Below are 15483 nucleotides of genomic sequence, written 5' to 3'. Positions count from 1 at the left end.
TGTGGCGAGGGAGCTTGCTCCCGCTCGGTTGCGTAGCAACCGCAAAATCTCGGGGCCGCTTCGCAGCCCAGCGGGAGCAAGCTCCCTCGCCACGGGGGCACCGCAGCCTCAAGAATTGTGTTCAGCTTTTTAGAGCTGTGGAGATTCCTGGTTAGGCTTGCTCTTGTCCACGCCCGGTACATGAAGGTTGCCCTCGGCCACCTGGTCGCCTTCGAGCTGTGGCTGCGTCACCCAGGTGAGGATGTCGTAGTAGCGACGGATGTTCGCCACGAAATGCACCGGTTCGCCACCGCGGGCGTAGCCGTAGCGGGTCTTGCTGTACCACTGTTTTTGGGACAGGCGCGGCAGGATCTTCTTCACGTCGAGCCACTTGTTCGGGTTCAGTCCTTCCTTGGCGGCGAGCTTGCGCGCGTCGTCCAAGTGACCACTGCCCACGTTGTAGGCGGCGAGGGCGAACCAGGTGCGGTCCGGCTCCTCGATGCTCTCGTCCAGTTGCTCCTTCATATAGGCCAGGTACTTGGCGCCACCCATGATGCTCTGCTTCGGATCGAGGCGGTTGGACACGCCCATGGCCTGGGCGGTGTTCTGGGTCAGCATCATCAGGCCGCGCACGCCGGTCTTGGAGGTGACCGTTGGTTGCCACAGCGATTCCTGGTAGCCAATCGCGGCCAACAGGCGCCAGTCGACCTTTTCCTTCTTGGCGTAGGTCTTGAAGTGTTGCTCGTATTTGGGCAGGCGTTGCTGCAGATGCTGGGCGAAGGTGGTCGCGCCCATGTAACCGAGGACGTCGACGTGCCCGTAATAGCGGTCCTTGAGGCGTTGCAGCGTGCCGTTCTTCTGCACCTTGTCGAGGTAGGCGTTGATTTCGTTGAGCAGGCTGTTGTCTTCGCCGGAGCCCACCGCCCAGCTCTGGCTGCGGGCATCGCCGAGGTCGAACGCCACGCGCACGTTAGGGAAGTACACCTGGTTCATCGCCACTTCGTTGGAATCCACCAGCGTCAGGTCGATCTGGCCTTCATCGACCATGCGCAGCAGGTCGACGACTTCAACCGCGTCGGATTCCTCGTATTCGATTCCCGGATACTGCTGTTTCAACTGCGCCAGCTGCTCCGCGTGGGAGCTGCCCTTGAGCACCATGATCTTCTTGCCCGCCAGGGCGGCCGCGTCGGTGGGGCGGGACTGGCCGTTGCGGTAGATGACCTGCGGGGTAACCTCCAGGTAGGCGTGGGAGAACCTCACCTGTTTCTTACGTTGTTCGCTGCTGACCAGGCCCGCCGCGGCCAGCACCGGGCCATTGGGCTTGCCGACCTGGCTGAACAGGTCGTCGAGGTTGTCAGCGGTCTCGATCTTCAGCTCGACCCCCAAATCCTCGGCGAAGCGCTTCACCAGCTCGTATTCGAAGCCGGTCTCACCATTGCGATCCTGGAAGTAGGTGGCGGGGCTGTTCCGGGTAACCACCCGCAGCACGCCATCCTCCTTTACGCGCTCCAGTGTGTTGGGTTTCTCAACACAACCACTGAGCACCAGGAAGAGTCCGGTTGCGATCAGCCATCTGGCGTACCGCGGACGCAAAGCCGTTGGGGAAAACATCTGCGCAGTATACGCAAACGGCCTCGACCGCCATATATCGACAGCAAAAGGCCAGTCTGCTAGAGGTTGCAAAACGTGTCCGCAACGCAGGCGGGCCGGCGTGCGGCGGCGGTTGCGCCGGAAAAAAATAACTCCGCTGAATTATCGCAATGACGCCTGGCTGCAGCCGTCCAAGGGATGACCGACGTCCGGCTGGCATCGCACGTAGCGTTTCGGGTGCCGTTGCCAGCGGTTTAGGCTAGAATGCACGGCCTCAAAGCACACCCCCTTCCCGAGGCTGTCCCGAAGATGTTGATCCTGCGCGGCGCTCCTGCCCTTTCTGCCTTTCGCCACAGCAAACTCCTTGAGCAACTGAACCGATGCGTTCCGGCTGTCAGTGGCTTGTATGCTGAATTCGCTCACTTCGCCGAAGTCACCGGCGGTTTGACCGGCGACGAACAGCAGGTGCTCGCGCGCCTTCTGAAGTACGGTCCCAGCGTTCCCGTCCAGGAACCGACCGGTCGTCTGTTCCTGGTATTGCCGCGTTTCGGCACCATTTCGCCGTGGTCGAGCAAGGCCAGCGATATTGCGCGCAATTGCGGCCTGGCGAAAATCCAGCGTCTGGAGCGCGGCATTGCCTTTTATGTCGCCGGTGAGTTCAGCGAGGCCGAGGCCCAACTGATTGCCGATGGCCTGCATGACCGCATGACCCAGGTCGTTCTGGGCAACCTGGAGCAGGCCGCCGGCCTGTTCAGCCACGCCGAACCCAAGCCGCTGACCGCTATCGACGTGCTGGGCGGTGGCCGCGCCGCGCTGGAAAAAGCCAACGCCGAGCTGGGCCTGGCCCTGGCCGAAGACGAGATCGATTACCTGGTCGACGCCTTCCAGGGCTTGCAGCGCAACCCGCACGACATCGAACTGATGATGTTCGCCCAGGCCAACTCCGAGCACTGCCGCCACAAGATCTTCAACGCCAGTTGGGACATTGACGGTCAGAGCCAGGAAAAAAGCCTGTTCGGCATGATCAAGAACACCTACCAGATGCACAACGAAGGTGTGCTGTCGGCCTACAAGGACAACGCGGCGGTGATCGTCGGCAACGTTGCCGGTCGCTTCTACCCGAACCCCGAGACCCGCCAGTACGGTGCGGTCCAGGAGCCGGTGCACATCCTGATGAAGGTCGAAACCCACAACCACCCGACCGCCATCGCCCCGTTCCCGGGCGCGTCCACCGGTTCCGGTGGCGAGATCCGCGACGAAGGCGCTACCGGCCGTGGCGCCAAGCCCAAGGCCGGCCTGACCGGCTTCACCGTGTCGAACCTGCAGATCCCGGGCTTCGAACAGCCGTGGGAAAAGCCTTACGGCAAGCCTGAGCGCATCGTTAACGCCCTCGACATCATGATCGAAGGCCCGCTCGGCGGGGCGGCATTCAACAACGAATTCGGCCGTCCGGCCCTGACCGGTTACTTCCGTACTTTCGAGCAGTCCATCAACACCCCACGCGGTGAAGAGGTTCGTGGCTATCACAAGCCGATCATGCTCGCCGGCGGCATGGGCAACATCCGCGCCGAACACGTACAGAAGGGCGAGATCCTGGTCGGCTCCAAGCTGATCGTCCTCGGCGGCCCGGCCATGCTGATCGGCCTGGGTGGCGGCGCGGCGTCCTCCATGGCCACCGGCACCAGCTCGGCGGACCTGGACTTCGCCTCGGTCCAGCGCGAAAACCCGGAAATGGAACGCCGCTGCCAGGAAGTCATCGACCGTTGCTGGCAGCTGGGCGAGCAGAACCCCATCAGCTTCATCCATGACGTCGGCGCGGGCGGCCTGTCCAACGCCTTCCCGGAACTCGTCAACGACGGCGGTCGTGGTGGTCGCTTCGAATTGCGCAACATTCCGAACGACGAGCCGGGCATGGCCCCGCACGAAATCTGGAGCAACGAATCCCAGGAACGTTACGTCCTGGCGGTCGGCCCGGCCGACTTCGAGCGCTTCAAGGCGATCTGCGAGCGTGAGCGTTGCCCGTTCGCGGTCGTCGGCGAAGCCACCGCCGAGCCGCAACTGACCGTCACCGACAGTCATTTCGGCAACAGCCCGGTGGACATGCCGCTGGAAGTGCTGCTGGGCAAAGCCCCGCGCATGCACCGTTCGGCCGTCCGCGAAGCCGAGCTGGGGGATGATTTCGATCCGTCCACCCTCGACATCGCCGACTCCATCGAGCGCGTCCTGCATCACCCGGCCGTGGCGAGCAAGAGCTTCCTGATCACCATTGGCGACCGCAGCATCACCGGCCTCGTGGCGCGCGACCAAATGGTCGGCCCATGGCAGGTGCCGGTGGCCGACGTGGCCGTGACCGCCACCAGCTTCGACGTCTACACTGGCGAAGCCATGGCCATGGGCGAACGTACCCCGCTGGCGCTGCTGGACGCTCCGGCGTCGGGCCGCATGGCGATCGGCGAGACCCTGACCAACATCGCGGCCTCGCGCATCGGCAAGATCTCCGACATCAAGCTGTCGGCCAACTGGATGTCCGCCGCCGGTCACCCGGGTGAAGACGCCCGCCTGTACGACACCGTCAAGGCTGTCGGCATGGAGCTGTGCCCTGAGCTGGGCATCACCATTCCGGTGGGCAAGGACTCCATGTCCATGGCCACCCGCTGGAACGATGAAGGCGTGGACAAGAGCGTGACCTCGCCGCTGTCGCTGATCGTGACCGGTTTCGCCCCGGTCACCGACATCCGCCAGACCCTGACCCCGCAACTGCGCATGGACAAGGGCACCACCGATCTGATCCTCATCGACCTGGGCCGTGGCCAGAACCGCATGGGCGCCTCGATCCTGGCCCAGGTGCATGGCAAGCTCGGCTCGCAAGCGCCGGACGTCGACGATGCCGAGGACTTGAAGGCGTTCTTCGCCGTGATCCAGGGCCTCAATGCCGACGGTCATCTGCTGGCCTACCATGACCGTTCCGATGGTGGCTTGCTGACCACCGTGATGGAAATGGCCTTCGCCGGCCACTGCGGCCTGAACCTGACCCTGGACAGCGTGGCCGAATCGGCCGGCGAAATCCCGGCCATCCTGTTCAACGAAGAGCTCGGTGCGGTGATCCAGGTTCGCCAGGACGCCACCCCGGATATCCTCGCCCAGTTCAGCGCCGCCGGCCTGGCCGAGTGCGTCTCGGTGATCGGCCAGCCGATCAACAATGCCCACATCAATATCACCTTCAATGGCGACACCGTCTTCGAAGGCCAGCGCCGCCTGTTGCAGCGCCAGTGGGCCGAGACCAGCTACCAGATCCAGCGCCTGCGCGACAACGCCGACTGCGCCGAGCAGGAATTCGACGCGATCCTGGAAGAAGACAACCCGGGCCTGAGCGCCAAGCTCAGCTACGACGTCAACGACAACGTGGCCGCGCCTTACATCAAGAAAGGCATTCGCCCGCAAGTGGCGGTCCTGCGCGAGCAGGGCGTCAACGGCCAGGTGGAAATGGCCGCGGCATTCGACCGCGCCGGCTTCAACGCGATCGACGTGCACATGAGCGACATCCTCGCCGGCCGTGTCGACCTGAACGACTTCAAGGGCATGGTCGCTTGCGGCGGCTTCTCCTACGGCGACGTGCTGGGTGCCGGTGAAGGCTGGGCCAAGTCGGCGCTGTTCAACAGCCGCGCCCGCGACGCGTTCCAGGGCTTCTTCGAGCGCACCGACAGCTTCACCCTCGGCGTGTGCAACGGTTGCCAGATGATGTCCAACCTGCACGAGCTGATTCCGGGCAGCGAGTTCTGGCCGCACTTCGTGCGCAACCGCTCCGAGCAGTTCGAAGCGCGCGTGGCGATGGTCCAGGTGCAGGAGTCGAACTCGATCTTCCTGCAGGGCATGGCCGGTTCGCGCATGCCGATCGCCATTGCCCACGGCGAAGGCCATGCGGAATTCGAAAGCGAAGAAGCATTGCTTGAAGCCGATCTGTCCGGTTGTGTGTCGCTGCGTTTTGTCGACAACCATGGCAAGGTCACCGAAACCTACCCGGCCAACCCGAACGGCTCGCCACGCGGGATCACCGGCCTGACCAGCCGCGACGGCCGCGTCACGATCATGATGCCGCACCCGGAGCGAGTGTTCCGCGCCGTGCAGAACTCGTGGCGTTCGGACGACTGGAACGAAGACGCGCCATGGATGCGCATGTTCCGCAACGCGCGCGTCTGGGTGAACTGAGGCGGTGTACAAGCTCTGCTTCTTCGTCCCGGCCAGCCATGTGGACGTGGTCAAAAGCGCGGTATTCGCCGCCGGTGGCGGGCGGATCGGCGACTATGACCACTGCGCCTGGCAAGTGCTGGGCCTGGGCCAGTTTCGCCCCTTGGACGGCAGCCAGCCGTTCATTGGCGAGGCGGGGCACGTCGAGCAGGTCGAGGAATGGAAGGTGGAGCTGGTAGTGGCCGACGGGTTGATCCGGCCCGTGGTGGAGGCGCTGAAACAGAGCCACCCCTACGAGACACCGGCGTATGAAGTGTCGCGCTTGGAGGATTTCTGATCCTCCTCAGGCCGAAATGAAAAACCCGCTGATTGATTCAGCGGGTTTTTTATTGGCTGCGATTCGGTGTACGCGAATCCCGTGGCGAGGGAGCTTGCTCCCGCTCGGCTGCGTAGCAGTCGCAAAAACCGGGGCCGCTGCGCGACCCAGCGGGAGCAAGCTCCCTCGCCACGGGGATTGTGTGTATCAGATATTTGATGTTGCTTGTGCCGGCCCCATCGCGAGCAGGCTCGCTCCCACAGTGGTTTTGTGGTGTTGCAGATATTCGTGACTCACACCGTACCCTGTGGGAGCGAGCCTGCTCGCGAAGAGGCCAGAACAGACACCAGGAATCTAAGCCTTGACCCCAGCCTTGGGGTTCACGATCACCGCCTCCAACGCCCGCCACACCCCCGGCGCTTTTTCCCCCAGCAACAAATGCCACACGCCATCCTCCAGCGCGCTGACCCCCTGGCAGCCAAGCGTCTTGAGCTGGCTTTCCGACAATCCCTTGCCATCGGCCAATTGCACCCGCAAACGGCTCATCGCCACGCAATCGAGTTGCACCACGTTGTGATTGCCGCCCAAGGCATCCAGCCATTTCTGTGCTTCGACAGCGCCGACCTGTGGTGACGGTTCAACGCTATCCAGTACAGCGACAGGGGCCGTCTGTTCGGAGGAGGGCAATGCCAGGCGGATTTCATCGGCGATGCTGTCAGCCATCGGCCCGACCACCACCTGCAAGCTACCGCCATAGCCCGGGCGAACCACGGCCATGGCGCCGAGGGCCTTGAGCTGGGCGTCGGACGCCTTGTTGCGGTCCACCATGTCCAGGCGCAGGCGAGTGGTGCAGGCGCCGACGGTGATCAGGTTGTCGGCACCGCCCAGCGCCTGGATGTAGGCTGCGGCTCGCTGGTTTTCGGTGATGACCGGTTTGTCGCCCGCCGGCACCTCTTCACGCCCCGGGGTCTTGAGATCGAAGCGGCGGATGCAGAAGTCGAACACCAGGTAATAGATCAGCGCGTACGCCAGGCCCACCGGGACGACCAGCCAGCCGTTGGTGGATTTGCCCCAGCCCAGCACCATGTCGATGAAACCACCCGAAAAGGTGAAGCCCAGGTGAATGTCCAACAGGTTGGTCACCGCCATCGACAGACCGGTGAGCAACGCGTGGACCAGGTACAACAGTGGCGCAAGGAACATGAAGGCGAATTCGATCGGCTCGGTGACGCCGGTCAGGAACGAGGTCAGCGCCATCGACAGCAGGATCCCGCCCATCACTTTGCGCCGCTGGGGCAGGGCGTTGCGATACATCGCCAGGCACGCGGCGGGCAGGCCGAAGAGCATCACCGGGAACATGCCGGTCATGAACTGGCCGCCCTTGGGGTCGCCGGCGAAATAGCGGGTCAGGTCACCGGTGACCACCGCGCCGGTCGCCGGGTCGGTGAAGCTGCCGAAGATGAACCAGGCCATGTTGTTGAGGATGTGGTGCAGGCCGGTGACGATCAGCAGCCGATTGAACACGCCGAACACGAACGCGCCGAAGCTGCCGCTGGCCATCAGCAGTTCGCCGAAGCCGTTGATGCCATGCTGGATCGGCGGCCAGATCAGGCCGAACACGACGCCCAGGCCCACGGCGCTGAAACCGGTGACAATCGGCACGAAACGCCGGCCACCAAAAAACGCCAGGTACTCCGGCAACCGGATGTCCTTGAAACGGTTGTACAGCGCGCCGGCCAGCAGGCCACTGATGATCCCGGCGAGCATGCCCATGTTGATGGTCGCGTCGAGTACCTTCAGCGTCGCGATCATGACCAGGTAGCCGATCGCCCCGGCCAGCCCGGCGGTGCCGTTGTTGTCCCGGGCGAAGCCCACGGCAATGCCGATGGCGAAAATCAGCGCCAGGTTGGCGAAGATCGCCTGGCCGGCGTCGTGAATGATCGCGATATTCAACAGGTCCGTGTCACCCAGGCGCAACAGCAGGCCGGCAATCGGCAGGATCGCGATCGGCAGCATCAGCGCCCGGCCGAGGCGTTGCAGCCCTTCGATGAAATGCTGGTACATGGCGTCTCTCCTTTTTGTTGTTGTTCGACGTGGCTCAGCCCAGAGGCCAGTGTTGGTGACAGGCCTGGCGCACAGCGGCGGCGCTCGGCAGATTCAGCAAATCGGTACTGATGCGGCGGCATTGGGCAGCGTCGAGGTGGCGCACGCGGTCCTTGATTTCACCAATCTGTGGCGGGCTGACCGATAGCTCTCGTACACCCAGCCCGATCAACACCGGTGTCGCCAGGGGATCGGAAGCCAGGGCGCCACACACGCCGACCCAGCGTCCATGCCTGGCCGCGCCGGCGCAGGTCTGGGCGATCAGCCGCAACAGCGCCGGGTGCAGGGCATCGACCCGGGCGGCGAGGCCGGCGTGGTCGCGATCCATGGCGAGGGTGTACTGGGACAGGTCGTTTGTGCCGATAGACAGGAAGTCCGCGTGCTCGGCCAGTTGCTCGGCGAGCAGGGCGGCGGCCGGCACTTCGATCATCACCCCCAGATGCGGACGCTCGCCCAGGCCCAGCTCGGTGCCCAAGGCATCAAGGCGCTGGCGGATGTGCAGCAGTTCGTCGACTTCGGTGACCATTGGCAACAGGATCCGGCAGCGATTCAACGGACGGGTCTGCAGCAGGGCGCGCAATTGTTGATCGAGCAATTCCGGGCGCACCTGGGCCAGGCGTATGCCGCGCAGGCCGAGCACCGGGTTGGCTTCGGCCGGCAGCGGCAGGTAATCCAGCTGCTTGTCGCCGCCGACATCGATGGTGCGGATGATCACCGGCCTGTCGACCATGGCATCGAGCACGGCTTGATAGGCCTGGCGTTGCTCGCTTTCGTCGGGGGCCGTGTGACGGTCGACAAAAAGAAATTCGGTGCGCAACAAACCGACGCCATCGGCACCGTTGGCGAAGGCCTCGCCCGCTTCGGCGCTGGAAGCGACGTTGGCGGCGATTTCGACATCGACCCCATCAACGGTTCGCGCCGGCGTGTGGGCCAGGGACTGATGCCAGGTGCGCAGGGCGGCGCGTTGGGCTTGGGCTTGGCGGACCTGCGTCAGGCGCTCGGCGCTGGGCGTGAGTTCGAGGCGGTCATTGTCAGCGTCCAGCACCACCGTTCGCCCCCGCGCCTGTTCGAGCAGCGCCTCGCCCAACGCCACCAGGCAGGGCAGGCCTTTGCCCCGGGCCAGGATCGCTACGTGGGACGTCGCGCCGCCTTCGGCCATGCATACGCCGGCCATGCCCTGGGCGCCGAGTTGCAGCAGGTCCGAGGGGGTCAGCTCCTGCGCGGCGACAATCGCGCCCACCGGCACGTCGAATTGCCACGCCTCACCAAGCAACACCCGCAAGACCCGCTGACGCAAGTCGTGCAGATCATTGGCGCGCTCGGCCAACAACGTGCTGCCCAATTGCCGCAGCACCTGGCACTGCACGTCGATGGAGCGGCTCCAGGCGTGGGCCGCCGCGCAACCCTGATCAATGGAAAGGTAAGCGGCGTCCAGCAGGACCGGGTCTTCCAGCAGCGCCAGATGAGCGCTGAAAATCGCCTGCTCATCCGCGTGGTGCCGGGCCTTGGCATTTTCCAACGTAACACCGATGTCGCGGCTGACCTGCTCCAGGGCTTGGCGCAGCCGTTGTCGTTGTTCTTCAACGTCGTGACCACCGAGGTCCTCGGGCAATTGAATGCCGTCCAATCGAACCAGCGGGCCGGTGACCAGGCCGGGTGCGGCGCAGACACCGTGCAGCACGCCATCCTCGGCGGCATGGTTCGGCGCCTGGACCCGTGGCGTGTCGGCGTGAATCTCTTCGGCCAAGGCCGTGGATAACGTCTTCAACAACGCTTGCAACGCCGCTTCGGCATCACTGCCGCGGCAACTGACATGGACTTCGGCCTGCTCGGTGATTGCCAGGCCCATCATGCCCATCACGCTGTCGCAGGGCGCCGAGTGGTCGCCGAAATGCAGGTGCGAGCGGCTCTTGAAGCGTTGTGCGGTCTGACGAACCAGGGCGGCGGGGCGGGCGTGCAGGCCGCCTCGGTGGGCGATGCGGACCTGGCCGGACACTTCGATGCCGTCCTGCGGCTCATCGCTGCGGGTTTCGCCCGCCGCCCGGGCGACGATATGCAGCAACGGCTCGCCGACCTTGACCGCTTTGAGGGTGATTGGCCGTGCCTGGAAGCGCTCGCCATTGGTGATGACCAGCAGGCTCACCAGGCTTTTGCAGCGCAGTGCCACGCGGTCCAGGTCGTAGCGCAGCAACGCTTGCCCGTTGCTGACCCGGGCGCCTTGCTTGACCAGCATCGAGAACCCGTCGCCCTGCAACTCGACGGTTTCCAGCCCCAGGTGCAGCAGCAGTTCGGCGCCGTTGTCGGCCCGCAGTGTCACGGCGTGGCCGGTCCGAGCGACGTGGATCACCTCACCGTCACAGGGTGCGTAGAGCGTGTCGTTCAGGGGGTCGATGGCGATCCCGTCGCCCATCGCGCCGCTGGCGAACACCGCGTCCGGGACGTTGGCGAGGGTGAGCAGCGGACCGCTGAGCGGGGCGCTGAGGGTCAGCTCTTTATTGTTATTGGGCATGGGCTCGCTCTCTTTGAAATCGGGTTGGCCTTGCGTTAAAAGACGCCGTCGGCTCAGTGGGTTCGGGTGACCTTGCTCAAGTGCCGTGGCTGGTCCGGATCCAGGCCTCGGGCCACGGCCAGCCGGGCGGCCATGCCATAAAAGCTCTGGATCGCCAGGATCGGGTCCAGGGCCGGGTGTTCGGCGCGGGACAGGGTCAGGTCGCGTTCGGCATTGTCATCGGGGGCGGCCAGCAGCACCCGCGCGCCGCGTTGGCGCATGTCGGCGGCCAGGCTCAACACGCCGGCCTGCTCGGCTCCCCGCGGAGCGAAGACCAGCAGCGGATAGTGTTCGTCGATCAGCGCCATCGGCCCGTGACGGACTTCGGCGCTGCTGAAGGCCTCGGCTTGAATCGCCGAGGTTTCCTTGAATTTGAGCGCCGCTTCCTGGGCGATGGCGAACCCGGCGCCACGGCCGATCACCATCAACCGCGTACAGTCGCGCAGGGCCTCGACGGCCGGGCTCCAATCCTGGCGCGCGGCGTCGCGCAAGCCTTCGGGCAACGCGCGGCCAGCCTCCAGTAACTCGGAATCGTCCTTCCAGTGCGCCACCAGCCGCGTGCTGGCGCTGAGGGTGGCGATGAAACTCTTGGTCGCGGCGACGCTGTTTTCGACGCCGGCGCACAGCGGCACGCTGAATTCACAGGCAGCCTCCAGCGGCGAATCCTCGGCGTTGACCATCGCCACGCTCAGCGCGCCACGCTTGCGCAACAGACGCAGGCTGTTCACCAGGTCGGGGCTCTGCCCGGACTGGGAAAAGGCAAAGGCCACCTGGCCGCTGACCTTGAGCGGCGCCTGTTGCAGGGTTACCACCGACATGGGCAACGACGCCACCGGCAAGCCCAGGTGCTGCATGGTCAGGTAGGCGAAGTAACTGGCGGCATGATCGGAACTGCCCCGGGCGACGGTCATCGCCACTTGCGGCGGCTGGCGGCGCAGGCGTCCGGCGATTTCCTGCAGGGCCGGATCCAGTCGCTGCAACTGGCGCTCGACGGCATCGGACGAGGCGAGGGCCTCTTCAAGCATTCTGGAAGACAATGGCTTCTCCTTCGACCATCACGTCGGTCAGGTTCAGGGAACGGTCAAGGCGCACACAGTCGGCCCAGGCGCCGGGGTGCAGGCGTCCGCGTTCGGGCAGGCCGAGGTAATCGGCGGGAAATTGCGACAGGCGTTGCGAGGCTTCGGCGATGGGCAGGCCGATCTTCACCAGGTTGCGCAGGGCCTGGTCCATGGTCAGAGTGCTGCCGGCCAGCGTGCCGTCGGCCAGCCGCACGCCGCCCAGGCATTTGGTCACGGTGTGGCTGCCCAGCTTGTATTCGCCGTCGGGCATGCCGGCGGCGGCCGTCGAGTCGGTGACGCAATACAGGCACGGAATCGAACGCAGGGCCACGCGCATGGCGCCGGGGTGCACGTGCAGCAGATCAGGGATCAATTCGGCATATTGCGCGTGGGCCAGCGCCGCGCCGACGATACCCGGTTCGCGGTGATGCAGCGGGCTCATGGCGTTATACAAATGGGTAAAACTGCTGGCCCCGGCGGCCAGCGCCGCGACCCCTTCTTCGTAGCTGCCGAGGGTATGGCCGATCTGCATGCGCACGCCGCGGGCGCTGAGGGCGCGGATCAAGGCATCGTGCCCGGCGATTTCTGGCGCAATGGTGATCACCCGGATCGGCGCCAGGGCGAGATAAGCCTCCACTTCCGCCATCAACGCGGTGTGGGCGAAATTCGGTTGGGCGCCGAGTTTCCCGGGGTTGATATAAGGCCCTTCCAGATGCACGCCGAGCACCCGCGCGCTGCCGCCGGGCCGCTGTTCGCAGTATTCGCCGAGGGCCTTGAGCACCCCGGCGATTTCTTCGCTCGGTGCCGTCATGGTGGTGGCGAGCAGCGACGTGGTGCCGAAGCGCACGTGGGTTCGGGCGATCGTCTCGAACGCCGTCGCGCCCTCCATGATGTCCTTGCCGCCACCGCCGTGCACATGCAGGTCGATGAAGCCGGGCAGCAGATAGGGCAGGTCGTTGCTCGCCGGGTCGCAGGGCTGGCCTTCGATGGCCGCGACCTTGCCGTGTTCGTGGACCAGGCGGCCGCGTATCCAGCCGTTGGCGGTGAGGATGTTGTCTTCGGACATGGGAATTCTCTGGTCTCTAGCGCCGCAGCTCGGCGACAAAGTCGTAGTAGTCGTTGCGGCAATAGGTGTCGGTGACTTCGATGGGCGTGTTGTCTTCCAGGTAGCCGACCCGCGTCATCAGCAACATCGCAGTACCGGGGGCGATGCCCACCAGGGCGGCGAATTCATCGGAAGCGTTGATCGCCTGGATGTGTTGCAGCGCGCGAACGACCGGTTTGCCAATGCCATTGAGGAACTCGTACAGCGAATCGCCCACCGCCTGTGGCTTGGGAATGATCGATGCCGGCAGCGTGCTCATTTCAATCGCCATGACCGTGTCATCGGCCTTGCGCAGGCGCTTGAGCCGCGCGACTTTGTCGGTGGGCGACAGGCCCAGGCGGATCAGTTCTTCGTGGGTCGGCGGGGTGATCTCGCGTTCCAGCCATTGCGAACCGGGCACGAAGCCCTTGAGCCGGAGCATCTCGCTGAAGCCGCTGAGGCGTGACAGCGGTTGTTCCAGGCGCGGGGTGATGAACGTGCCCGAACCCTGGTTACGGCGGATCAGGCCTTGTTCGAACAGCACTTCCAATGCTTTGCGGGCGGTGACCCGGGAGATGCCCAGTTGTTCGCTGAGGCTGCGCTCGGACGGCATTGCCTGCTCGGCTTTCCATTGGCCGGCGTGGATGGCGGCTTCCAGGTTGCGGGCCAATTGCAGGTAGAGCGGGGTGGGTTGGGTATCGTCAGGACGCAGGGTCTGGATGTCGTTCATGGGGATGTCCGATGCGGTTTTTTTGGGCGTTGTCGCTCGGTAAGTTGGGTGGAAGCTAATACCACTTGAATACCATGTCAACGCGGGATCTGGTTGGTTTTTGGGCGTTTATGGGGTGTTTCGAGGGGGTTGGCTTTAAGTGGTATTACCGGGCGGAGGAGGGTTCGTGAGCGTACGGCGTTGGGTGGTGGTTTCAGGAGGGCAGTGGTATGCATGGGTTGTAAATTAGGGGATTTGATATTTATTTTTTTTGCGACCGGAGGGGGCGGCGTGTATATCCGTTGCTGCGGTGATGGCTACTTATGGTTCCGCTTTTACAGCGGGTCACTTTTGGAAGAGCGCCAAAAGTAACCAAAAGCGCTTTGCCCCACCACTCGGCACCTCGCCTGGGCTCGGTGTGCCCTCACTCCGGCATTGCTCCGTGGGCCCGCCGCGAAGGGCCGTCCCTGGCCCAGCGCGGCTACCTCGGCATCCTTGCCGAGGTGCCCACTGCGCAACGCCTGCGTTCGGCCAGCGTGGTTAACGGGGCGCTGAGATCAAAGTCAAAAACACAGCAAGAGCAAGAGCAAGAGCAAGAGCAAGAGCCGGCCTGTCTTTGGCGGTTGTACTTCGATCCAACTGTGGGAGCGAGCCTGCTCGCGAAGGCGGAGTGTCAGTTGATGAAGATGCTGGCTGTGCCTGCCTCTTCGCGAGCAGGCTCGCTCCCACAGGGGGGCTGCGGTGTGCGCAAATTTTGTAGCTGCTGAAGATCGAATGTGGGAGCGAGCCTGCTCGCGAAGGCGGAATGTCAGTTGATGAAGATGCTGGATGTGCCGGCCTCATCGCGAGCAAGCTCGCTCCGACAGGGGCTATGGCGTACGCAAATTTTGTAGCTGCTGAAGATCGAATGTGGGAGCGAGCCTGCTCGCGAAGACGGAGTGTCAGTCAATGAAGATGTTGGATGTACCGGCCTCTTCGCGAGCAGGCTCGCACCCACAGGAGAAATGCGATTCCATCAAGAGTCAGGTCGGCTTCAGGCCGCCTCGTGGTGGACGTTGATTTCGGCGCCCCGTTAACCACGCTGGCCGAACGCAGGCATTGTGGAGTGGGCATCCCGGCATGGATGCCGGGATAGCCGCGCTGGGCCAGGGACGGCCCTTCGCGGCGGGCCCACGGAGCAATGCCGGAGTGAGGGCATGCCGAGCCCAGGCGAGGCACCGAGTGGTGGGGCAAAGGCGTTTTGCTTACTTTTGCGCCTCTTAAAAGTGAGCCGCTGTAAAAGCGGAACCATTACCAGCCGTTACCGCAGCAACGGATATGTACCCAATTCAGCTTCCAAAAAGACTACCCGGAACTCTGTGGGAAACATCCCCGATCAGATGGGTGGTCTGTCAGACGCCCCGAAATTTCCGACATGTTTTTAAGGTTGTCCTTCGGAAGTCAGGGCTCTAGTCTTCATGCGTCGCTGCCAATTCAGCGACCGGACGTGAGAATCCGAGCATCTCTAGGCGCACAGGCGCCCACCATACAAATGCAGGCGCTCCATCTCTAGGAGCAAGACCATGATCAAAGAAACCCCAAACCCGCCGAACCCCGCCGATCGCGCTATGGACCAGAATCCCAAGCCCGACGACAGCGATTCAGACCCCCAATCCTCGACCCAACTGTTCAACGTGGCGGACAGCATCGACACCGAAACCCTGCTAGCCAACCTCAGCGAAACCCTGGCCTCGGCCAATGCAATGCTCAGCGACTTGGCATTCAATCTCGACGGCTCACGACGGCACGTGGCATTGGGCGTGGTGCAGATGATAGAGCTAGGGGAGTTGCTGACGAACAAGGCCTTGGATCGGGTCGAGCTTCGAACTTGATGCCATAAGGAGTGGGCTCATCCCTAGCACGATGCGGGAA

General features: G+C 63.9%; 9 protein-coding genes. 3 read left to right on the top strand and 6 right to left on the bottom strand.

Features of this window, described 5'->3' with window-relative positions; all coding sequences use genetic code 11:
* Positions 1-129: 129 nt before the first annotated feature.
* A complete protein-coding gene (gene mltF, locus J3P96_RS22710) occupies positions 130-1590 on the bottom strand; it encodes a membrane-bound lytic murein transglycosylase MltF (protein WP_434653582.1) in 1461 nt (486 codons plus the stop codon).
* 288 nt (positions 1591-1878) lie between these two features.
* On the opposite strand from mltF, the gene purL reads away from it, so the two are divergent.
* Positions 1879-5775, top strand: a complete 3897-nt coding sequence (purL, locus tag J3P96_RS22705; protein WP_434653581.1) for a phosphoribosylformylglycinamidine synthase — start codon at positions 1879-1881, stop codon at positions 5773-5775.
* A 4-nt stretch (positions 5776-5779) separates the two neighbouring features.
* The gene (locus J3P96_RS22700) at positions 5780-6091 is read left to right on the top strand and encodes an NGG1p interacting factor NIF3 (RefSeq protein WP_434653580.1); all 312 of its coding nucleotides are present in this window, start codon (positions 5780-5782) and stop codon (positions 6089-6091) included.
* Between the two features lie 333 nt (positions 6092-6424).
* Here the strand turns inward: J3P96_RS22700 and nagE are convergent, their stop codons facing one another.
* Genes nagE through J3P96_RS22675 form a run of 5 tightly spaced genes read right to left on the bottom strand, consistent with a single transcriptional unit; the run spans position 6425 to position 13593 of the window.
* Positions 6425-8134: an N-acetylglucosamine-specific PTS transporter subunit IIBC gene (nagE, locus tag J3P96_RS22695; RefSeq protein ID WP_434653579.1), complete on the bottom strand. Its 1710-nt coding sequence runs from the start codon at positions 8132-8134 to the stop codon at positions 6425-6427.
* A gap of 34 nt (positions 8135-8168) precedes the next feature.
* Positions 8169-10682, bottom strand: a complete 2514-nt coding sequence (ptsP, locus tag J3P96_RS22690; protein ID WP_434653578.1) for a phosphoenolpyruvate--protein phosphotransferase — start codon at positions 10680-10682, stop codon at positions 8169-8171.
* A 53-nt stretch (positions 10683-10735) separates the two neighbouring features.
* Positions 10736-11758 carry an SIS domain-containing protein gene (locus J3P96_RS22685; protein WP_434653577.1) on the bottom strand — a complete coding sequence of 341 codons (1023 nt, stop codon included), beginning with the start codon at positions 11756-11758 and terminating at the stop codon, positions 10736-10738.
* Positions 11739-12845 (bottom strand): N-acetylglucosamine-6-phosphate deacetylase, encoded by a 1107-nt coding sequence (gene nagA / locus J3P96_RS22680; RefSeq protein ID WP_434653576.1) that lies wholly within the window; start codon positions 12843-12845, stop codon positions 11739-11741. The genes J3P96_RS22685 and nagA overlap by 20 nt, the downstream gene beginning before the upstream one ends.
* A 16-nt stretch (positions 12846-12861) precedes the next feature.
* Positions 12862-13593: a GntR family transcriptional regulator gene (locus tag J3P96_RS22675; protein ID WP_434653575.1), complete on the bottom strand. Its 732-nt coding sequence runs from the start codon at positions 13591-13593 to the stop codon at positions 12862-12864.
* Between the two features lie 1541 nt (positions 13594-15134).
* On the opposite strand from J3P96_RS22675, the gene J3P96_RS22670 reads away from it, so the two are divergent.
* Entirely contained in the window at positions 15135-15443 is a 309-nt protein-coding gene (locus J3P96_RS22670; RefSeq protein ID WP_434653574.1) for a DUF6124 family protein, read from the top strand.
* Positions 15444-15483: the final 40 nt, after the last annotated feature.

This window comes from Pseudomonas sp. R3-56, from assembly GCF_051132075.1.
Lineage (GTDB): Bacteria > Pseudomonadota > Gammaproteobacteria > Pseudomonadales > Pseudomonadaceae > Aquipseudomonas.
The sequence above is the reverse complement of the archived record's forward strand: the minus strand, read 5'-3'. Positions and strand labels throughout refer to the sequence as shown.

Excerpts from the sequence above, each read along its gene's own strand:
- nagE (WP_434653579.1), bottom strand. The coding sequence starts at position 8,134 with ATGTACCAGCATTTCATCGAAGGGCTGCAACGCCTCGGCCGGGCGCTG.
- ptsP (WP_434653578.1), bottom strand. The coding sequence starts at position 10,682 with ATGCCCAATAACAATAAAGAGCTGACCCTCAGCGCCCCGCTCAGCGGT.
- nagA (WP_434653576.1), bottom strand. The coding sequence starts at position 12,845 with ATGTCCGAAGACAACATCCTCACCGCCAACGGCTGGATACGCGGCCGC.
- mltF (WP_434653582.1), bottom strand. The coding sequence starts at position 1,590 with ATGTTTTCCCCAACGGCTTTGCGTCCGCGGTACGCCAGATGGCTGATC.
- J3P96_RS22670 (WP_434653574.1), top strand. The coding sequence starts at position 15,135 with ATGATCAAAGAAACCCCAAACCCGCCGAACCCCGCCGATCGCGCTATG.
- purL (WP_434653581.1), top strand. The coding sequence starts at position 1,879 with ATGTTGATCCTGCGCGGCGCTCCTGCCCTTTCTGCCTTTCGCCACAGC.
- J3P96_RS22675 (WP_434653575.1), bottom strand. The coding sequence starts at position 13,593 with ATGAACGACATCCAGACCCTGCGTCCTGACGATACCCAACCCACCCCG.